General features: G+C 74.0%; 18 protein-coding genes. 10 read left to right on the forward strand and 8 right to left on the reverse strand.

Annotated features, from left to right (window positions below):
• Positions 1–16 precede the first annotated feature (16 nt).
• Positions 17–1156, reverse strand: a complete 1140-nt coding sequence (locus tag GB864_RS06945) for a glutamate--cysteine ligase (RefSeq protein ID WP_160423622.1) — start codon at positions 1154–1156, stop codon at positions 17–19.
• A gap of 305 nt (positions 1157–1461) precedes the next feature.
• Here GB864_RS06945 and rpsP point away from each other — a divergent pair, with 305 nt between their 5' ends.
• The 3 genes from rpsP to rimM are packed head-to-tail and all read left to right on the forward strand — an operon-like array spanning position 1462 to position 2743.
• Positions 1462–1872 carry a 30S ribosomal protein S16 gene (gene rpsP / locus GB864_RS06950; protein WP_160423623.1) on the forward strand — a complete coding sequence of 137 codons (411 nt, stop codon included), beginning with the start codon at positions 1462–1464 and terminating at the stop codon, positions 1870–1872.
• 3 nt (positions 1873–1875) lie between these two features.
• Positions 1876–2112 carry an RNA-binding protein gene (locus GB864_RS06955; RefSeq protein ID WP_160423624.1) on the forward strand — a complete coding sequence of 79 codons (237 nt, stop codon included), beginning with the start codon at positions 1876–1878 and terminating at the stop codon, positions 2110–2112.
• 1 nt (position 2113) lies between these two features.
• Positions 2114–2743 (forward strand): ribosome maturation factor RimM, encoded by a 630-nt coding sequence (rimM, locus tag GB864_RS06960; RefSeq protein WP_160423625.1) that lies wholly within the window; start codon positions 2114–2116, stop codon positions 2741–2743.
• A 100-nt stretch (positions 2744–2843) separates the two neighbouring features.
• On the opposite strand, the gene GB864_RS06965 is transcribed toward rimM, so the two are convergent.
• Positions 2844–4940 (reverse strand): molybdopterin oxidoreductase family protein, encoded by a 2097-nt coding sequence (locus GB864_RS06965; RefSeq protein ID WP_160423626.1) that lies wholly within the window; start codon positions 4938–4940, stop codon positions 2844–2846.
• 189 nt (positions 4941–5129) lie between these two features.
• Between GB864_RS06965 and GB864_RS06970 the strand changes: the two genes are divergently transcribed.
• From GB864_RS06970 to GB864_RS06980, 3 genes are all read left to right on the forward strand, one after another.
• Positions 5130–5792, forward strand: a complete 663-nt coding sequence (locus GB864_RS06970; RefSeq protein ID WP_202107033.1) for an NTP transferase domain-containing protein — start codon at positions 5130–5132, stop codon at positions 5790–5792.
• A complete protein-coding gene (locus GB864_RS06975; protein WP_160423627.1) occupies positions 5789–6988 on the forward strand; it encodes a molybdopterin molybdotransferase MoeA in 1200 nt (399 codons plus the stop codon). The genes GB864_RS06970 and GB864_RS06975 overlap by 4 nt, the downstream gene beginning before the upstream one ends.
• A 91-nt stretch (positions 6989–7079) precedes the next feature.
• Entirely contained in the window at positions 7080–7349 is a 270-nt protein-coding gene (locus GB864_RS06980; RefSeq protein ID WP_160423628.1) for a hypothetical protein, read from the forward strand.
• A gap of 44 nt (positions 7350–7393) precedes the next feature.
• On the opposite strand, the gene GB864_RS06985 is transcribed toward GB864_RS06980, so the two are convergent.
• The 5 genes from GB864_RS06985 to nirB form a co-directional block, all read right to left on the reverse strand.
• Positions 7394–8977, reverse strand: coding sequence for an FAD-dependent oxidoreductase (locus GB864_RS06985; protein WP_160423629.1), 1584 nt, complete (start codon positions 8975–8977; stop codon positions 7394–7396).
• Positions 8978–9035: 58 nt separating this feature from the next.
• Entirely contained in the window at positions 9036–10466 is a 1431-nt protein-coding gene (locus GB864_RS06990) for an MFS transporter (protein ID WP_419672776.1), read from the reverse strand.
• Between the two features lie 196 nt (positions 10467–10662).
• Positions 10663–11850, reverse strand: coding sequence for a uroporphyrinogen-III synthase (locus tag GB864_RS06995; protein ID WP_336603903.1), 1188 nt, complete (start codon positions 11848–11850; stop codon positions 10663–10665).
• The gene (gene cobA, locus GB864_RS07000; RefSeq protein WP_236778946.1) at positions 11847–12653 is read right to left on the reverse strand and encodes a uroporphyrinogen-III C-methyltransferase; all 807 of its coding nucleotides are present in this window, start codon (positions 12651–12653) and stop codon (positions 11847–11849) included. The genes GB864_RS06995 and cobA overlap by 4 nt, the downstream gene beginning before the upstream one ends.
• Before the next feature lie 8 nt (positions 12654–12661).
• Positions 12662–15280 (reverse strand): nitrite reductase large subunit NirB, encoded by a 2619-nt coding sequence (gene nirB / locus GB864_RS07005; RefSeq protein WP_160423631.1) that lies wholly within the window; start codon positions 15278–15280, stop codon positions 12662–12664.
• A gap of 219 nt (positions 15281–15499) precedes the next feature.
• On the opposite strand from nirB, the gene nirD reads away from it, so the two are divergent.
• The 4 genes from nirD (at position 15500) to GB864_RS07025 (ending at position 18303) form a co-directional block, all read left to right on the forward strand.
• Positions 15500–15901 carry a nitrite reductase small subunit NirD gene (gene nirD / locus GB864_RS07010; protein WP_160423632.1) on the forward strand — a complete coding sequence of 134 codons (402 nt, stop codon included), beginning with the start codon at positions 15500–15502 and terminating at the stop codon, positions 15899–15901.
• Positions 15898–16647: a CbiX/SirB N-terminal domain-containing protein gene (locus GB864_RS07015; protein ID WP_160423633.1), complete on the forward strand. Its 750-nt coding sequence runs from the start codon at positions 15898–15900 to the stop codon at positions 16645–16647. Before nirD ends, GB864_RS07015 begins: the two co-directional genes overlap by 4 nt.
• A 78-nt stretch (positions 16648–16725) precedes the next feature.
• Entirely contained in the window at positions 16726–17430 is a 705-nt protein-coding gene (trmD, locus tag GB864_RS07020) for a tRNA (guanosine(37)-N1)-methyltransferase TrmD (RefSeq protein ID WP_160423634.1), read from the forward strand.
• A 132-nt stretch (positions 17431–17562) separates the two neighbouring features.
• Positions 17563–18303: a sirohydrochlorin chelatase gene (locus tag GB864_RS07025; RefSeq protein WP_160423635.1), complete on the forward strand. Its 741-nt coding sequence runs from the start codon at positions 17563–17565 to the stop codon at positions 18301–18303.
• A 105-nt stretch (positions 18304–18408) separates the two neighbouring features.
• Here GB864_RS07025 and map read toward each other — a convergent pair whose 3' ends face one another.
• Positions 18409–19176 (reverse strand): type I methionyl aminopeptidase, encoded by a 768-nt coding sequence (map, locus tag GB864_RS07030; protein WP_160423658.1) that lies wholly within the window; start codon positions 19174–19176, stop codon positions 18409–18411.
• Positions 19177–19287 lie beyond the last annotated feature (111 nt).

Consider the following 19287-nt stretch of genomic DNA (forward strand, 5'->3'; position numbering starts at 1 on the left):
CGTCGCCGGTGCGGGGCTACTCGGCGAGTTCGCGCACCAGATGCGCGACGACCTCGCGCAAGTCGCCGCCCGCGGCCTCGGCGACGGCGAGCTGCCGGGCGGCGCTGCCGCCGTCGTCGATGAGGTCGCGGACGTGGGCGAGCTCGCGCGCGCAGCCGAGCCGCACGGCGATCGGCTCGAGTTCGCCGAGGAGGTCGCGGAGATCGTCGACGAGCGGCACCTGCGTGCCCGCGACGTCCACGATGACGTCGGCCGCGAGGCCGTAGCGGGCCGCACGCCACTTGTTCTCCCGCACGTACCAGGGCTGCAGCACGCTCGGGCGGACCCCCTCGTCGAGCCGGGTCGAGAGCAGTTCGACGAGGCACTGCGAGAGGGCGGCGAGCGCCGCGATGTCGCGCGTCGAGGAGACGCCGTCGCACATGCGCAGCTCGACCGTGCCCCACTGCGGTGCGACGCGGATGTCGCCGCGGAACTCCGTCGAGTCGGCGATGACGTCGGTGCGCACGAGGTCGTCGATGTAGCGCTCGAACGACGCCCAGTCGGCGAGCGGATACGGCAGCCCGGCCGTCGGCAGCTGCTGGAAGAGCAGCGTGCGGTTCGAGGCGTAGCCGGTCGCCTCGCCGTTCCAGAACGGACTCGAGGCGCTCACGGCGAGCAGGTGCGGCAGGTAGCGCAGCAGCCCGTCGGCGATGGGCAGCGCCTTGTCGCGGTCCTCGATGCCGACATGCACGTGCACGCCCCAGATGAGCATGTTCTCGCCCCACCACCGGGTGCGTTCGATGAAGCGGGCGTAGCGCGGATGCTCCGTGGTGCGCTGGTCCCGGCCTTCGGCGAACGGGTGCGTGCCGGCGCACATGAGGTCGAGGTCGCCGACGCCCCGGGCCGCCGCGCGGGTGCGGCCGAGGAGGCCCCGCAGCTCGTCGACCGCCGTGCCGACCCGCTCGTGCACGCCCGTGACGAGCTCGACGGTGTTCTGCTGGAACTCGGCGGTCATGTGGGGGAGCGGCCTGCCGTCCTCGTCCTTGGGCGGCGTCGCCAGCTCGGCCAGGATCTCCGGCGCCGCGGAGACGAGGTCGCCGGTGTTCCGGTCGACGAGGGCGATCTCCCATTCGACGCCGAGCGTCGAGCGCTGCGATGGGGCGAACTCGAGGTGCATGGCTCTCCCGTCCCCGACGCGCTGCCGCCGGTCCCGTCATCCTGGCACTTCGAAGCCGTACGGGGGAGGGGTTGCGGACCGACGCCCCGATGGGGCAGGACCGACGGCATCCTGCCTGTGCGAGCGCCGCGAACCGTCCGACCCGATTCGCCGTTCGCTCGGCGATCTGCAAGAATGGTCAGTCGAGTTCCGTCTCGCCCGACCCTCTATCCGGCGAGGTGGAAACCCTTTGAGCTTCCGCCGAGTGTGCACCCCACGCTCACGGCTGTCAGTTCGCTTCCTAACGAAACCATTTCAGGAGAATTGTGGCTGTCAAGATCCGCCTCAAGCGCCTCGGCAAGATCCGAGCCCCCTACTACCGCATCGTCGTCGCCGACTCGCGCACCAAGCGCGACGGTCGTGTGATCGAGGAGATCGGCAAGTACCACCCCACCGAGAGCCCCTCGTTCATCGAGGTCGACTCGGACCGCGCCCAGTACTGGCTCTCCGTCGGCGCGCAGCCGACCGAGCAGGTCGAGGCCATCCTCAAGCTGACCGGCGACTGGGGCAAGTTCAAGGGCGACAAGGACGCGAAGTCCACCGTCCAGACCAAGGAGCCCAAGGCCGCCTACGTGGCCGACGGCGCCAAGAAGGTCGTCCTCAAGCCCAAGGCCGAGAAGCCGGCCAAGGCCGTCGAGCCCGAGGCCGAGGCCGAGGCTGCCGCGGACGAGGCGTAAGTCTTGCTCCGCTCCGCGCTGGAACACCTCGTCACGGGGATCGTCGATCACCCTGACGACGTTTCGGTCGTTTCCGCGTCGAGCGCACGCGGCGAGGTCCTCGAGGTGCACGTGCACCCCGAGGACCTCGGTCGCGTGATCGGACGCGGCGGTCGCACCGCCAAGGCGCTGCGCACGCTCGTGACGGCCCTCGCCGACGGCAAGCGCGTTCGCGTCGACGTCGTCGACACCGACCGCTGACGTGGCGGAACGCAACGGCGCCCGCGGCGCCGACCACGAACCGGCCGATCGCCTGCGCATCGGCCGCCTGACGAAGGCCCACGGCCTGAAGGGCGCCATCAAGCTCGAGCTCTTCACGGATGCTCCCGAGCGCCGGTTCGTGCCGGGCGCCCGGTTCTCGCTCCAGGTGCCGAAGGAGTCGCCCTGGCACGGCCAGGAACTGGTCTTCCGCGAGCTGCGCTGGTACAACGGCCACCCCGTCGGGTTCTTCGACGGCGTCGACGACCGCACCGCGGCCGAGTCGCTCATCAAGGCGATCCTCTGGATGGACGCCGACCCGGACGAGCCCGCCGAGCCGGACGCCTGGTACGACCACCAGCTCAAGGGCCTGAAGATCGTCCGCGACGGCGCCGAGATCGGCCACGTGCTCCGCGTCGAGCACCTGCCCGCGCAGGATCTGCTCATCGTCGCCCACCAGGGCGGCGAGGTCATGGTCCCGTTCGTCTCGGCGATCGTGCCCGAGGTCGACCTCGAGTCCGGCACCATCACGGTCACGCCGCCGATGGGGCTCTTCGAAGAACTCCCGGACGACGAGCCGGAGGCCGAAGCCGAGGCCGAGTCGGACTCCGAGCCCGGTTCCACCGAGGCCTGAGCCCGAACGCATCGAACGCCCGTCCCGCAGCAGCGGGGCGGGCGTTCTCGCATTCCGGTCGGCGTTCCAGCTCGACCTCCGGCGCGATCTCCGAGCCCGCTCAGGCCTTCGCGACGGTCACGACGGCGCTCTTGAACTCCGGCATCGAGCTCGTCGGGTCGACGGCGTCGCTCGTCAGCAGGTTCGCGCTGTCGCCGCCCGGGAAGTGGAAGGGCAGGAAGACCGTGTCGGGTCGGATGCCCGCGTCGAGCGCGATCGGGGCGGAGATGCTCGCGCGATGGTTGGCGAACACGGCCGTGTCGCCCTCCGCGAGCCCGCGTGCGCTCGCCGTGGTCGGATGCATCGTCGCGACGAGCCGCGGACGGGCATCCATGAGCTCGGGCACCTGGCGCGTCTGCGCGCCCGACTGGTAGTGCTCCAGCAGCCGCCCGGTGACGAGCCACAGCTCGTCGGGCCGGGAAGGGGTCTCGGGGTTCTGGCGCCGCTTCACCGGCACGAACTTCGCCAGCCCGTCGGGGTGGCCGAAGCGCTCGGCGAACGGGCGCGGGGTCGAGGTGCCGCCGGCCGGGAACGGCCAGTGCACCGGCTCGTCGCCATCGAGCATCCGGTAGTCGATGCCCGAGTAGTCGGCCTTGCCGCCCGCGGAGGCTCGGCCGAGCTCCCCGAAGACGGTCTCGGGGTCGGTGTCGAACTGCGCGGCCGAGCCGAGCCGGCGGGCGAGCTCGGCGAGGATCCAGAGCTCCGAACGCGCCTGTCCCGGGGGCTCGAGGGCCCGCCGGCGCCGGAGCACCCGGCCCTCCAGGTTCGTCATCGTGCCGTCCTCCTCGGCCCATTGGGCGATGGGCAGCACGACGTCGGCGAGGGCGGCGGTATCCCCGAGCAGGAAGTCGCAGACGACGAGGGTGTCGAGTCGCGCGAACGCCGCGCGCACCGCGCCCGCGTTCGGTGCGGAGATGACGGGGTTCGAGCCGTGCACGAAGAGGCAGCTGACCCCGCCGGGCGCCCCGGCGCTCTCGAGGAGCTGCACGGCGGGGACGCCGGGACCGGGGATCGAGTCGGGGTCGACGCCCCAGACCGCGGCCACGTGGGCACGGGCGGCCGGGTCGGCGATGGAGCGGTAGCCGGGGAGCTGGTCGGCCTTCTGGCCGTGCTCGCGCCCGCCCTGGCCGTTGCCCTGCCCCGTCATCGTGCCGTAGCCCGAGCCGGCCGTGCCCGGCAGGCCGAGCAGGAGGGCGAGGTTGATGGCGGCCTGGGCCGTGTCGGTGCCGTCGGCGTGCTGCTCGACGCCGCGACCCGTGAGGATGTACGCGTCGCCCTCGGCGAGGCGGCGCACGACCTCGCGCAGCCGGTCGGCCGGCACCCCGGTGACGGCCGCGGTGCGTTCGGGCCACCACTCGGCGACGCTGCGGCGCAGGGCCTCGAAACCGCTCGTGCGCGCGTCGACGTAGGCGCGGTCGACCAGGCCCTCCGCGATCACGAGGTGGGCGAGTCCGAGCAGCAGTGCGAGGTCGGTGCCGGGGGCCGCGGCGAGGTGGATGCCCACGCCGTCGGCGGTGAGGCGCGCGGTCGACGAGCGGCGCGGGTCGACGACGATGAGCCCGCCCGCGGCGCGCGCGCCCTCGAGGTGCCCGAGGAACGGCGGCATGGTGTCGGCGGGGTTCGAGCCGAGCAGGAGCACCGTGCGCGCGGCGTCGAGGTCGGTGACGGGGAAGGGCAGGCCGCGGTCGAGGCCGAAGGCCCGGTTCGCCGCCGCCGCGGCCGAGGACATGCAGAAGCGGCCGTTGTAGTCGATGCGGGAGGTGCGCAGCGCCGTGCGGGCGAACTTGCCGAGCTGGTAGGCCTTCTCGTTCGTGAGGCCGCCGCCGCCGAACACGCCGACGGCGTCGGCGCCGCCCGCCGCCTGCGCGGCCCGCACCCGGTCGACGACGAGGTCGAGCGCCTCGTCCCAGGACGCCTCGGCGAACGAGCCGTCGGGCTGCTTGACGAGCGGGACCGTGACGCGGCCGGGGGCGTCGAGCACGACGGCCGACGTCCAGCCCTTCTTGCAGAGCCCGCCGCGGTTCGTCGGGAAGTCGCGGCCGGCGACCTCCAGCAGCGGCTCGCCGGGCGCCCGCGAGGCCGGCTCGGTCAGGGTCATCGCGCACTGCAGGGCGCAGTACGGGCAGTGCGTGCGCGCGCCGCCGCTCGTTCGCTCCATGCGCGTCCCCTCCGATGCCGCCGCGGGACTCCGCGGTGCGGCACAGCCTAGGACGCGGGTGTGTCGGCGGAATGGCACCGGCCTCACAATCGGGCATCCGAAGCGTGAGCGTCGCGGCACGCGGACGCAACGGATGCCTCGCTACGCTGCGTGGACGGGCGGCGCCGGCCGCCGGGACGGAGGCGGCAGGTGAGCGTGCGCCCCGACGCGACCCCGCGATTCGACGCGATCGTCCTCGCGGGTGGGCGCGGCAGCCGGCTGGGCGGGCTCGACAAGGCGCGGCTCGTCGCCGGCGGCCGGATGCTCCTGGAGCGCAGCCTCGACGCGCTCGCCGCCGCCGACCGCGTCGTCGTCGTCGGCCCGGCGCCGGATGCCGCCGTGCTCGAGCGCGCCGGTTCCGAGCGGGTGCGGAGCGCGCTGGAGGCGCCGCGGTTCGGGGGACCGGTTCCGGCCCTCGTCGCGGGGCTCGGCGAACTCGCCGCGGACGCTCGCACCCCGCAGGATCTCGTGCTCGTGCTCGCCGTCGACCTCGTGCGCCCGGCCGACGCCGTCGCCGGACTGCTGCGCGCGGTGAGGGCCGAGTCGTCCATCGGCGCCGACGCGATCGTCGCCGTCGATGCCGCCGGAGTGCGCCAGCCCGTCCTCGCCGCCTACCGCCGCGCACCGCTCGTCATCGCCCTCGCCGAGCTCGACGCCGACGGCGGGCTCGACGGTGCGCCGCTCCGGCGCCTGCTCGCCGGGTTCGAGGTCGCCGAGGCGCCCCTCGGCGAGGCGTGCGACGACGTCGACACCCCCGAGGATGCCGCCCGTTTCGGCGTGGAGACCGCCCGCGTCGCGGAACGCGCGACATGACCGGCGGCGTGCCGTTCGACGAGGCCCGCTCGATCGCCCACGCGCTCGGCGCCGCGACGCCCGTGCGCCCGATCGACGTGCCGCTCGCACAGGCCGCTGGGCTCGTGCTCGCCGCCGACGTCGTCGCCCCGCGTCCGATGCCCGCCTTCGCCGCGAGCGCGATGGACGGCTGGGTCGTGGCCGGGTCGTCGCCCTGGCGCGTCGGCGAGGCGATCCTCGCCGGGGACGACCCGTGCGCCGTCCCGCTGGAAGCCGGCCGGGCGCGGCCGATCGCGACGGGGGCTCCGGTCCCGGCGGGCGCCCTGGCCGTCCTGCGCCGCGAGCACGGCCGGCTCGACGCCGATCGGATGCTCCGACCGCTCGAGCCGGGCGGCCCGCCGCCGGGCGCGGATCTGCGTCCCGCCGGGGAAGAGGCCGACCAGGGCGAGGTGCTGCTGCGAGCGGGCGTCCGGCTCGGGATCGGCGCCGTGGCGCTCGCGGCGGCCGCGGGGTGCAGCAGTCTCGCCGTGCGGCGTCCGCGGCTCGTCGTCGTCGTCACGGGCGACGAGGTCCGCACCGTCGGGGAAGCCGGCGGGGGAGCCGTCCGCGACGCGCTCGGCCCGGCGCTCGCCGCGCTCGTCCCGGCCCTCGGCGCCGAACTCGTCGTGCTCGAGCATGCGGGCGACGACGTCGACGTCCTCGTCGAACGGCTCCTGGCCGCATCCGCGACGGCCGACGCGATCGTCACCACGGGCGGCTCCTCGCACGGCCCGGCCGACCTCGTGCGGGCCGCGATCGCGGCGGCGGGCGGTCGCATCCTCGTGCCCGAGGTCGCGATGCGCCCCGGCCATCCGGTGCTCGTCGCCGAGGGCGTGGGTGCCGCGCCCGGCTGCGACGGCGTGCCGCTCGTCGGCCTGCCCGGCAACCCCCTCGCGGCGCTCGCGACCGCCGCGACGGTCCTCGCCCCGCTCGTCCGAGGTCTCCAGGGCGCGCCGCCGGCGACGCCCGCCGAACGGCGTCGGCACCCGATCCCGGACGGCTTCCCCGCATCCCGCCCGGGGTGCACGATGGTGCTCCCGTGGCGGAGCGACGACGACGGCGCCCCGGTCCCGACGGGCTGGACCGGCTCCGGCATGCTCCGCGGCATCGCCGCGGCCGACGGCCTCGTCGCGATCGACGAGACGGGCGCGCGCTTCCTCGACCTGCCGGGTCGCTGAGGCACGTCGCGCCGCGCCGAGCGGCCTTCGCGCTGCGGGTCCGCCCGCAGGCTGCACGCGGGCCCGCCCGAGTTCTGCGAGGATCGATGCCATGTCGAACGCCGTCGCACGCACCTCGAATCCCACCGCTTGGGCCGCATTCTGGGTCGCCCTCGCGGGCCTCGTGCTCATGCCCATCCCGCTGTTCATCGGGCTGATCGTCGGCGGCGGACTGTCGATCATCGCCGCGATCCTCGCGGTGATCGCCCTGCTGAAGGGGCTCGCCCGCGGCGGCAAGGGCATCGCGCCCGTCGTCTTCGCGGCGATCTTCATCGCCCTCACCTGGGGCGGCATCTCCATCGGCGGCGGCGTGATCTGGTGATCCCGCGCGGCTGACGCCGCGCTCGCGCGAGGCGGTCCGGCCGGCTACGCGACCGACGCCGGGGACATCGCCCCGTCGAGCACCGCCTGGATGCGGTCCTTGCAGCCGCCGCACCCGGTGCCCGCGCGAGTGGCCGCGCCGACCTCGGAGACGCACGTCGCCCCGCACGCGGCGGCGTCGGCGATGCGACCGGCGCTCACGCCGTTGCACCAGCAGATCGTCGTCTCGGGGGTGATCGTCGCGGACTCGGACGACGGGTCGTGATCGGCGCCGTCGAAGCGCAGCAGCAGCGAACGGTCGGCGGGCAGTTCGCCGCCGCGGTCGAAGAGGATCGTGAGCTCGGCCGCGGTGCGCGGCATCCCGACGGCGACGAAGCCGGTGAGCACGCCCGCGCGCGTGAGGGTCTTGACGTAGGCGCCGTGCTCGGGGTCGGCCCACTGCGCGACCCGGCGGCCGTCCTCGGGGGAGTCCCACGGCTCGGCCGCGACGTCGCCCACGGCGACGCAGTCGACGCCCTCGCCCTTCAGCATGACGACGGCGGGGCGTTCGGCGGGCGGCGGCACGTCGAACGGCGCACCGGATGCCTCGGCGCTCAGCCGCGCCGCGAGCCAGTCGGCCTGCTGCCAGCCGGGGCCGATGAGCCCGGAGGGCCCGCCGCCGATCCGCCCGCCGGCATCGCCCTCCGCGGGCGGGTCGGCGACGTGGGCGCAGTCGCCGATCGCGTGCACCGACGGGTCGCTCCACGACGTCAGCGTGCGGTCGACGACGACGCCCTGCTCGACGCGGAGGCCGGCGAGCGTCGCGAGTTCGCTGCGGGCGCCGACGCCGCACGAGAGCACGAGGAGCGAGCCGTGCACGTGCTTGCCGTCGGCCGTGACGAGGGCGTCGAAGTGCGCCTCGCCGGTCGTCTCGTCGTGCCGGTAGGCGATCGCCTCCGCACGGGAATGGGCGACGATGCCGACGCCCGCCCGGCGCAGCGACTGGGCGAGGGTGAGCCCGCCGCCCCGGTCGAGGTTGCGGGGCATCGGCGTCGGCCCGTGGTGCACGACGACGACCTCGCAGCCGGCCCGCGCGGCGAGCAGTGCGAACTCGAGCCCGAGCACGCCGGCACCGAGCACGACGATGCGCCGCCGGCCCTCGACCGCCGCCGCGACGCGGGCCGCATCCTCGAGATCGCGGAGCGTCGTGACGCCCGAGGGGAGCGCGTCGTCGGCGCCCACGAGCGCGGTTCCCGCCCGCTCGAGCGAAGTGCGGTCGCGGGCGACGCGGAGGATGCCGTCCAGCGTGGGCACGTTCGCCCGGGCGCCGGTGGCGAAGACGATGCGGTCGTACTCGACCGGCTCGCCGTCCTCGAGGAGCGCGGTCCGCGCCGCCGCATCCACCGACACGACCCGCGTGCCGAGCCGCACCCGGACGCCGGCCTCGGCCAGCGCGTCCGGGTCCTGCACGACGATCTCGTCGAAGACCGGACCGCCCACCGCGTGCTCGGCCACGAGCACCCGGTTGTATGCGGGCACCGGCTCGGCGCCGACGAGCGTGAGCTCGACCGACCCCGAGCGGACGGCGGGCACGAGCTCCTCGGCGAGGCGGGCCCCGACCGGTCCGGATCCGACGACGAGGACCCGCATCACCGGTCCGCCTCCGGCCGGGATCCGACGACGGCAGTGCCGTGGAGGAGTGCGCCCATCAGATGCGGTGTCCGGCGAGGGTGCCGCGGGGGCGGACGTAGACGAAGACGGTGATGAGGAGGAAGACCGCGTAGGCCGCGACGAAGCCGAGGAACGCCGCCGAGTAGCCGCCGGTGGCACCGTGCGAGGCGTTGAGCACCTGAGGGATGAGGAAGCCGCCGTAGGCGCCGATCGCGGAGATGATGCCGAGCGCGGCCGCCGACCGGCGCTGCGCGTCCTTCGCGCGAGGGTCGTCGGGACCGGTGGCGCCGCTCGTCGCGAGGAAGACCGCCGGGATCATCCGGTAGGTCGCACCGTTGCCGACACCGGCCGCCGCGAACAGCACCAGGAAGCTCACGAGGAACAGCCAGAACGACCCGAGCGGCAGGGTGAGCACGACCGAGAGTGCGACGGCGCCCATGACCGCGAACGCGACGACGGCGATCGTCGCGCCGCCGAAACGGTCGGCGAGCTTGCCGCCGTACGGGCGGGCCAGCGAACCGACGAGCGCCCCGAGGAACGCCAGCGTGATGGCGGCCGGGCCGATCGGGATCGTCGCGAACGCCGGGAACTGGTCGGCGATGAGCTTCGGGAAGACGCCGGCGAAGCCGATGAACGAGCCGAACGTGCCGATGTAGAGCAGGGCGAGCAGCCACAGGTGCGGCTCCTTGAGCGCGGCGGCGCTCGCGCCGAGGTCGGCCTTCGCGCTCGTCAGGTTGTCCATCTTGCGCCAGGCGCCGAACGCGGCGATGAGGATGAGGGGCACCCAGATCCAGCCGGCGACGCCGAGCCCCAGGCCGAGGGACGCGGCCGCGGAGAGCGCGACGACGATCGGCACGACGAGCTGGGCGACCGCGGCGCCGAGGTTGCCGCCCGCGGCGTTGAGGCCGAGCGCCCAGCCCTTCTCCGCCTGCGGGTAGAAGAAGGTGATGTTCGACATCGAGGAGGCGAAGTTGCCGCCGCCGAATCCCGCCAGGCCGGCCACCGTGAGGAGCACCCAGAACGGCGTCTCCGGGTTGCCGACCGCGAGCGCGAGGCCGACCGAGGGCAGCAGGAGGAGCAGGGCCGACACGATCGTCCAGTTGCGCCCGCCGACGAGCGGCACCATGAACGAGTACGGGATGCGCAGGGTCGCGCCCACGAGGCTCGGCAGCGAGATGAGCCAGAAGCTCTGGCTCGTCGTGAGGTCGAAGCCGGCGCCGGGCAGCAGCACGACGACGATCGACCAGAGCTGCCAGACGACGAAGCCGAGGAACTCGGCGAAGATCGACCAGCCGAGGTTGCGGCGTGCGATCGCGCGGCCCTGTCCGGCCCACTGACCGGCGTCCTCGGGGTTCCAGCCGGAGATCCACCGGCCGGGGAGGAAGCGCAGTGGCGCTGCGGCGACGTCGGTCGTCGCGGTGGTCGTCGAGTCGGTCGGTGCGTCGGTGGGGTTGAGCGTTTCGGTCACGGGAACCTCCTGCGTGCGCAGTGCCGGTGGATGAGTGGTTCCGACGCTACGGAGCGGGTGTTTCCCCGGTCCGCGCCCCCGGTAACACCCGCCGAACGTTGTCCCCACCGGACCCGGACCGGACTGTGAGGACCGTGTGACGCCCGCGACTCACCCGCGGCGCGGCGGGTGCGGGCGTCGGCCTCCATGGCGCCGATCAGTCGTCGAGGACGGCGATGCGGTAGCCGCGCTTGACGACCGTCGCGACGAGTCCCGGCGCGTCGAGCGCCGTGCGCAGGCGGCTGAGCGCCATGTCGAGCACGTGATCGTCGGGGTTGCCCGGCAGCGCCCGGGCGAGGTCGTCGCGCGAGACGACGGCGCCGCGCGCGAGGAAGATCGTGCGGAACACGGCGAGCTGCGTGGGCGTGAGCGGCACCCGCCGACCACCGATGCGCACGACCGTGCCGCGCAGCTGCACCCGGCCGTGGGCGGTCTCGAGGCCGCCGGCCGCGCTGCGCTCGAGCTCCTCGCACACGAGGCGGATGAGCGCGCCCATGCGGAAGCGGTCCGGCTGGATCGGCGAGATGCCGACGTCGACGAGCGGCGCCGCGGTCACCGGGCCGACCGCGGCGACGAGCACCGAGTCGCGCAGGGCGGCGATGAGCTCCCGTTCGCGGCCGAGTGTGGCGGCCGTGGCGAGGAGGGCGTCGACGGCCGGGGCGCTCGTGAACGTGACGGCGTCGAGCTGCGCGGAGCAGACCGCGTCGATGAGGCGGGCCACGCGGGTGTCGCCCTCGTCGGGCTCGCGCCACTGGTACGGGGCGACCGTCAGCACGCGCGGGTGCACGGCGCGGAGGCGGTCGAGCTGCGGGGCATCCGTCATGCCGTGCAGCTGCACGGCGACCGTGAGCCCCGACGGGAACTCCTCGAGCACCTTGTCGACGAGGGAGGGGGTCGTCTCCTCGCGGCTCATGCCGACGTCGTCGAGGCCGGCCGCTCGGATGCCGCCGCGGGCTTTCGGCCCCCGCACGAGGATGCTCGTGTTCGACAGCGCGTCGACGAGGTCGTCGCCGAGGCCCGCCGCGTCGGCGACCTCGAACCAGCGGCGCACGCCGTACGCGGTCGTCGCGAGCAGCACGTCGGGGCGGGCGGCGATGATGTCGTGCGTCGCCTCGATCACCGGGTCGTCGCGGTGCGCGTTGGCGATGTGCAGCGTCGGCGCGTGCAGGACGCTCGCGCCGCGGCGCTCGAACGCGTCGATGAGGTCGCCGGCGCGGCGATCGCTCGTGACGCCGATGCGGAACCCTTCGAGCTGATCGGGCCGGAAGCCGAGCACGCGCTCGCCGGGCTCCTCGAACGGTGCGCCGCTGTGCGCGGGGCCGTCTCCGGCGAGCACGTCGTTCACGTCGCCGCCGTGGAGAGGGTCGCGCCGAGGCGCTCGGCGCGGTCGACGAGTTCGGCGGCCGTCGCGTCGCCGGCGTAGGCGAGGCGCACGACCTCGCCGATGACGACGACCGCGGGGGAGGCGACGCCGGCCGTGTGCGCGTCGACGACGATGGAGTCGAGCGAGCCGATCGTCGTGCGCTGCTCGGGGGAGCATCCGCGTTCGATGATCGCGACGGGGGTGCCGGCGCCGAGGCCGTGCCGGGCGAGACCCGGCGCGATCTGGGGGAGCGTGTTGACGCCCATGAGCACGACGATCGTGCCGCCGAGCTTCGCGAGGTGCTCGAGTTCGTCCTCGTCGAGCGGGGCGTGGCCCGAGACGACCGTGAAGAGGCGGGTGATGCCGCGGTGCGTGAGCGGGATGCCCGCGGCGGCCGGCACGGCGATCGAGCTCGTCACGCCGGGCACGACGACGACGGGGATGCCCGCCGCATGGCACGCGAGCACCTCCTCGCTGCCGCGGCCGAAGACGTACGGGTCGCCGCCCTTCAGCCGCACGACGTGGGCGCCGCGGCGCGCGTGCTCGACGATGAGGGCGTTGATGCCGGACTGGTCGACGGGGTGGTGGCCGGGACGCTTGCCGACGTCGATGAGCTCGGCGTCGGGCGCGAGCTCGGCGAGGCGGTCGTGGGGCGCGAGACGGTCGTAGAGGACGACGTCGGCGGTGCGGAGCGCTTCGAGGGCGGCTGCGGTCAGGAGTGCGTCGTCGCCGGGCCCGCCGCCGGCGATGGTCGCACGTCCCAGCGCCGGTGCGGGATCGGTCATGCGGAGCATCATGACATGACTGCGGGGCGGACCGTGGGCATCCCGAGCTCGACGGGACCGGCGGCCTCGCGTTCCTCGGCCGTGGCCGGACGGATCTGCCCGCGCTCCAGGACCGTCTCGATCGACGGATCCGCGGCGTCCGGGGCGTTCACGAAGCTCCGGAAACGGCGCAGCCGCTCGGGGTCGGCGAGGGTCGCCGCCCACTCGTCCTGGTAGTCGCCCACATGACGTTCCATTGCGGCCTCGAGTTCCGCGGCGAGGCCGAGGGAGTCGTCGACGACGACGTCGCGGACGTGGTCGAGGCCGCCGGGGAGGTCCTCCATCCAGCGCGCGGTGCGCTGGAGGCGGTCGGCGGTGCGGATGTAGTACATGAGGTAGCGGTCGATGTACTTGATGAGCGTCTCGTCGTCGAGGTCGCTCGCGAGCAGCTGCGCGTGGGCGGGCTGGAAGCCGCCGTTGCCGCCGACGTACATGTTCCAGCCCTGGTCGGTCGCGATGACGCCGACGTCCTTGCCGCGGGCCTCCGCGCACTCGCGGGCGCAGCCCGAGACGCCGATCTTGAGCTTGTGCGGGGAACGCAGTCCCCGGTAGCGCAGTTCGATCTGCACGGCCATGCCGACGGAGTCCTGCACGCCGAAGCGGCACCAGGTCGAGCCGACGCAGCTCTTCACGTTGCGGAGCGCCTTGCCGTAGGCCTGCCCGGACTCCATGCCGCCGTCGACGAGCCGCTGCCAGATCTCGGGGAGCTGCTCGAGGCGGGCGCCGAACAGGTCGATGCGCTGACCGCCGGTGATCTTCGTGTAGAGCCCGTAGTCGGTCGCGACCTGGGCGATGACGGCGAGCTTGGCGGGCGTGATCTCGCCGCCGGGGATGCGCGGGACGACCGAGTAGGTGCCGTCCTTCTGCATGTTCGCCATGGCGCGGTCGTTCGTGTCCTGCAGTCCGCCGCGACCCTCGTCGAGGATGTGGCGGCCGTGCTGGCTCGCGAGGATGCCGGCGACGGCCGGCTTGCAGATGTCGCAGCCGCGGCCCGTGCCGTAGCGGCCGAGCACCTCGTCGAACGAGGTCAGCCCGAGCACGGAGACGGCCTCGAAGAGCTCCTGCCGGCTGAGCGCGAAGTGCTCGCAGAGGGCGCGGCTGACGGTGACGCCCGACTTCGTCAGTTCCGCCTCGAAGAGCTTCTTGAGCAGCGGCACGCACGAGCCGCACTGGGTGCCGGCGCGCGAGCATCCCTTGACCTCGCCGAAGTCGTGGCAGGGCGCCCCGCCCTCGCCGCCGCCCGAGATGACGCCGCGCACCGTGCCGGCGGTGACGTTGTTGCACGAGCAGAGCACGGCGTCGTCGGGCAGTTCCACGCCCGCGGGGGCGTCGCCGGAGGAGGAGAGGAACGCGCCGGGCTCGGCGGGGAGCTCGCGGCCGAGCAGCGGCCGCAGCCCCGCGTACGGGGAGGCGTCGCCGACGAAGACGCCGCCGAGGAGGGTCTTCGCATCGTCGGAGACGACGATCTTCTGGTAGAGCCCGCGCGCCGGGTCGGCGTACACGACCTCGAGGGCGCCCGGCTCCCGGCCGAACGCGTCGCCGAAGCTCGCGACATCCACGCCCGAGAGCTTGAGCTTCGTCGCGTCGTCGATGCTGGTGAACTCGGCGTCCCCGCCCAGCAGACGATCGGCGACGACCTCCGCCATCGCGTTCGCGGGCGCCACGAGGCCGATGCACCGGCCGAACGCACTCGCGACCTCGCCGATGGCCCAGACGTTGGGGTCGGAGGAGCGGCAGTCCGAGCCGATCGCGACGCCGCCGCGCGGGCCGAGGTCGATTCCCGCGTCGCGCGCGAGCTCGTCGCGCGGCGAGATGCCGATCGCGAAGATCACGAGGTCGGCCGGCACGAGCACGTCGTCGGTGAGGCGCACGCCCGTGACGCGCTCGCCGGAGCCGTCCGCGGCATCCGCGTCGGCGACGGTCTCGATCGCGGCCGGGCGCACCCCGAGGTGCAGGTGCAGGCCGTCGGCGGCGATGAGACGGCCGAGCGCCTGGCCGGCGCCTTCGTCGAGCTGGGCCGACATGAGCCACTTGCCCGAGTGGACGAGCACCGAGTGGCGCCCGAGCCGGTGCAGGCCGCCGGCGGCCTCGAGGCCGAGCAGGCCGCCGCCCGCGACGACGACGCGCGCCGGTCGCCCCTCGCGCGTCTCGATCTCGGCGCACTCCGCGAGCAGCCGGTCGAGGTCGTCGACCGTGCGGTAGACGCGGGCGAGCGGCGAGCCCGGGATCGCGGGCACCGGGGCGCTCGAACCCGTCGCCAGCACGAGCTCGTCGTAGGGGACGGTCTCGCCGGCGTCCGTCGCCACCGTACGGGCGGCGCGGTCGAGCGAGACGACCTTCACGCCCGTCGACAGGGTCACCCGCGGGTCGTCCCAGATCGCCGGGGCCAGCGTCAGGTCGGCCGTGCCGTCGAGGCGCTTCGAGAGCTGCACCCGGTCGTAGGGCCGACGGGGTTCCTCGCCGAAGACGCGGACCTCGACGGGCTCGTCCGCGGCCGAGGCCGCGCTCGCGAGCGCCTCGACGAAGCGGTGGGCGGCGGGGCCGCCGCCTGCGACGACGATGCGGCGTGGCGTGGACGTTGCGCTCATGGGTCTCCTCGATCCGGTGCGATGCCGTCACGCTATGCGGGCGCGGTGTCGGCGTCGTTGCCCTCGGATCACCGTCCGTTTCAGTGTCCCCACCGCTCGATCGGATGCCGGTGAGGTCGGTTTCACCCAGGGGTAACACCGCGCGCGGGCTCGCGAAACACGCGCTTCCTACGCTCGGCATCGGATGCTCGCCCGCGGTGCGTCCGGAAGGGGATCAGGATGACGATCGCGATCGAGGCCGCCGACACGGATGCCACCACGACGGCACCGTTCGAATGGCGCGCCGTGTGCCGCCTCGACGACCTCGAGGTCGGCTGGGGCGAAGCGGTGCTGCTCGGCGGGCTGCAGCTCGCCCTCGTGCTCGCCGCCCCCGACGAGCTCTACGCCGTCTCCCACCGCGACCCGAAGACCGGCTCCCACGTCATGGCGCGCGGCATCGTCGGCTCCAGGGGCGAGCGGCCGACGATCGCCTCGCCGCTGCTCAAGCAGGTCTACGACCTCGGCACGGGCGAGTGCCTGAGCGAACCGGGCCTCGCACTCGAGACCTACCGCACGCGCGTCGTGGACGGCCGCGTCGACGTCGAGGTCCCGGCACCTGCGGCCCCGGGAGCGGACGCGTGAGCGCGCCCGCCTTCCTCGCCATCTCGCACGGCACCTCCTCGCCCGAAGGCGCCGCAGCGGTCGCCGACTACGTCGACGCCATCGCGGCTGCGGCCGCGGGCCGATTCCCGGGCGCGCTCGTCGCCGGCGGGTTCGTCGACGTGCAGCAGCCCGACGTGCCGAACGTGCTCGGCGGCCTCGACGAGTCGGCCGAGGCGGTCGTCGTGCCGCTACTCCTGAGCGCCGGCTACCACGTCCGCGTCGACCTGCGACGCGACCTCGACGCCGAGCGGCGGCCCTCCGCGCTCGCCGGAGCGCTCGGCCCCGACCACCGGCTCATCGACGTGCTCGTGCGACGTCTGCACGAGGCCGGCCTCCGCCGCGACGACGTCGTCGTGCTCGCCGCCGCGGGGTCGAGCGACGCCCACGCCGTCGAGGACTGCCGGGTCGTCGCGCAGCACCTCGGACTCCGGCTGCGCCGTCCCGTCTCCGTCGGGTTCATCTCGGCGGCGACGCCCGCCCTGCCCGATGCCGTGGCCGCGGCACGCGCCGCCCGCCCGGGCGCCCGCGTGGTCGTCGCGACCTACCTGCTCGCGCCCGGCTACTTCGCGGGTCTCGCCGAGGATGCCGGCGGCGACGTCACGAGCGCACCGCTCCTGACCGTCGGCGCCCCGGTGCCGCCCGAGCTCGTCGCCGTCGCCCTCGACCGCTACCAGGAGGCATCCGTACGCGTCGCCCAGCCCGTGCGCGAGCGCGCGCTGGCCTGAGCGGGCGGTCCGCTCGCCGTCGCTCACCGCGGGCGTGCGCCCCCGGGCGGGCTCGGGCACCCCGCCTAGACTGGGGGGATGCGCGTCGACATCGTCACGATCTTCCCCGAGTTCTTCGGGGTCCTCGACGTCTCCCTGCTCGGCAAGGCGCGCCAGTCGGGCATCCTCGAGATCGAGGCGCACGATCTGCGCGCACACACCCACGACCGGCATCGCACCGTGGATGACACCCCGTACGGCGGCGGTGCGGGCATGGTCATGAAGCCCGAGCCGTGGGGTGAGGCGCTCGACTCGCTCATCGACGCCGGTCCCGGCGACGACCCCGTGATCGTCTTCACCTCGCCCGCGGGCGAGCGGTTCACCCAGGCGACGGCCCGCGAGCTCGCCGAGGAGTCGCACCTGATCTTCGCCTGCGGCCGCTACGAGGGCATCGACCAGCGTGTGGTCGACCACTACGCGGCCCGCGGCCGCGTGCGGCTGCTCAGCCTCGGCGACTACGTGCTCAACGGCGGCGAGGTCGCCGCCATGGCGATGATCGAGGCCATCGGTCGACTCGTCCCGGGCGTCGTCGGCAATCCCGAATCGCTCGTCGAGGAATCGCACGAGGGCGAGGGGCTCTTGGAGTACCCGAGCTACACGAAGCCCGCCCTCTGGCGCGACCTCGAGGTGCCGCCGATCCTGCGTTCCGGCGACCACGGCAAGGTCGCCGCGTGGCGCCGCGAGCAGCAGATCGAGCGCACTCGGCGGGTGCGTCCCGAGCTCCTCGGCGACGACGTCTCCTGAACTGTCGCGACCCCCGAACGAGGGTGGGGCCGATTTCACAGACCGGAAACATTCGCGCGGCGGACCGGTAACACCGTCTCCATAGCTTCATCGAGACGGCCGTCCCGGTCGCTGACGGTGGATGGAGCGGTGATGTCGGATCGAGTCGAGACCCGGACGAGGCTCGCCCCGCTCACGCTCCTCGCGGTCACGCATGGTGCGCCGTCGGCCCAGAACCGCTCGGCGATCATCGCCCTCGTCGACGCCATCGCGGCCGAGCGCCCCCAGCTCGACGTCGGCATCTCCTTCGTCGACGCCGCCCACACCGACGTCGCCGTCGCCCTCGCGCAGCGGATGCACGCGCCGGGCGCCGTCATCGTGCCGCTCGTGCTCTCGGCCGGCTTCCACGTGCGCACCGGCCTCGCCCAGGGCCTCGAGCGCATCCAGGGCCGCGGCGGCACGCTCGCCGACCCGCTCGGCCCCGACCCCCGCATCGTCGACGTGCTCGCCATGCGCCTCCGCGCCGCCGGGCTCGCCGAGGGCGACGCGGTCGTGCTGGCCGCCGCCGGCTCCCGCGACTCGCGCGCCGTGCGGGAGTGCTTCGAGACAGGTCGCCTGCTCGCAGCCCGACTCGGCCGTCCGGTGACGGTCGGGTTCATCGCGGCCGCGATCCCGCGCCTCCCCGACGCCATGGAGATGGTGCGCGAAGTGCACCCGGGTGCCCGCATCGTCGTCGGCCCCTACCTGCTGGCTCCTGGCAACTTCAACGACGCCGTGCACACCGCCGGCGCCGACCTCGTCGCCGAGCCCCTCGTCGCGCTCGACGAGCCCGTGCCCGGCGAACTCGTCGACCTCATCCTCGCCCGCTACGACGGCGCGCGCGACGAGGACTGACGGCGATCGGTCGATCGCGACGGCGCGCGACGGGGACCGAGAACGGACGACGACCGCCCGACCCCGTGCGGGATCGGGCGGCGATCGGTCGATCGAGACGGCGCGTCAGTCGCGCGCGGTCAGCACCAGCGGGCCGTCGGGGGTGATCGCGATGGTGTGCTCCGAGTGGGCGCCGCGCGAGCCGTCGCGCGAGCGCAGCGTCCAGCCGTCGGGATCCGTGAAGATGCGGTCGGTCGTCTCGAGCCACCACGGCTCGATCGCGAGCACCAGTCCGGGCTTCAGCGGCAGTCCGCGCTTGGCGCGGCCGTCGTTCGGCACGTGCGGGTCGCCGTGCATGGTGCGGCCGACGCCGTGACCGCCGAAATCGAGGTTGATCTTGTACCCGTGGCCCTTGCCGACCGACCCGATCGCGGCGGAGATGTCGCCGATCTTGTTGCCGACCCGGGCCGCATCGATGCCGGCGGCGAGCGCCTCCTCGGTCGTGCGGATGAGCCGCTGGTCGGCGGGCTTCGGCGTGCCGACGATGACGGAGATCGCCGAGTCGGCGACCCAGCCGTTCACCGAGGCCGCGAAGTCGAGGCTCACCAGGTCGCCGTCGCGCAGCACGTAGTCGTGGGGGAGGCCGTGCAGCACGGCGTCGTTGACCGAGGTGCAGATGACCTTGCCGAACGGGCTCGCGCCGAACGAGGGGTGGTAGTCGATGTAGCAGGACTCTGCGCCGGCGTCGCGGATCATCCGGTGCGCGAGCTCGTCGAGCTCGAGGAGGTTCACCCCGACCTTCGCCGCGGCGCTCGTCGCCTGCAGCACGCTCGCCACGAATCGGCCGGCGGGTCGCATCTGCTCGATCTCAGCAGGGGTGCGCAGTTCGATCACGTGGGGGTTCTCCTTCATCCTCGTGGCATCCATCTTGCCGTCTCCGGCTGGGCGCACGCCCCGACCGGCCTGGAAGTCGCCGGAGCGGCGGCGAGGGACGGGCGGCGACGG

This window comes from Agromyces seonyuensis (assembly GCF_009789225.1).
Taxonomy (GTDB): domain Bacteria; phylum Actinomycetota; class Actinomycetes; order Actinomycetales; family Microbacteriaceae; genus Agromyces; species Agromyces seonyuensis.

Coding starts and splice junctions, on each gene's coding strand:
- GB864_RS06945 (WP_160423622.1), bottom strand. CDS start 1,156: ATGCACCTCGAGTTCGCCCCATCGCAGCGCTCGACGCTCGGCGTCGAA.
- GB864_RS06965 (WP_160423626.1), bottom strand. CDS start 4,940: ATGGAGCGAACGAGCGGCGGCGCGCGCACGCACTGCCCGTACTGCGCC.
- GB864_RS06975 (WP_160423627.1), top strand. CDS start 5,789: ATGACCGGCGGCGTGCCGTTCGACGAGGCCCGCTCGATCGCCCACGCG.
- GB864_RS06980 (WP_160423628.1), top strand. CDS start 7,080: ATGTCGAACGCCGTCGCACGCACCTCGAATCCCACCGCTTGGGCCGCA.
- GB864_RS06985 (WP_160423629.1), bottom strand. CDS start 8,977: ATGCGGGTCCTCGTCGTCGGATCCGGACCGGTCGGGGCCCGCCTCGCC.
- cobA (WP_236778946.1), bottom strand. CDS start 12,653: ATGACCGATCCCGCACCGGCGCTGGGACGTGCGACCATCGCCGGCGGC.
- nirB (WP_160423631.1), bottom strand. CDS start 15,280: ATGAGCGCAACGTCCACGCCACGCCGCATCGTCGTCGCAGGCGGCGGC.
- nirD (WP_160423632.1), top strand. CDS start 15,500: ATGACGATCGCGATCGAGGCCGCCGACACGGATGCCACCACGACGGCA.
- trmD (WP_160423634.1), top strand. CDS start 16,726: ATGCGCGTCGACATCGTCACGATCTTCCCCGAGTTCTTCGGGGTCCTC.
- GB864_RS07025 (WP_160423635.1), top strand. CDS start 17,563: ATGTCGGATCGAGTCGAGACCCGGACGAGGCTCGCCCCGCTCACGCTC.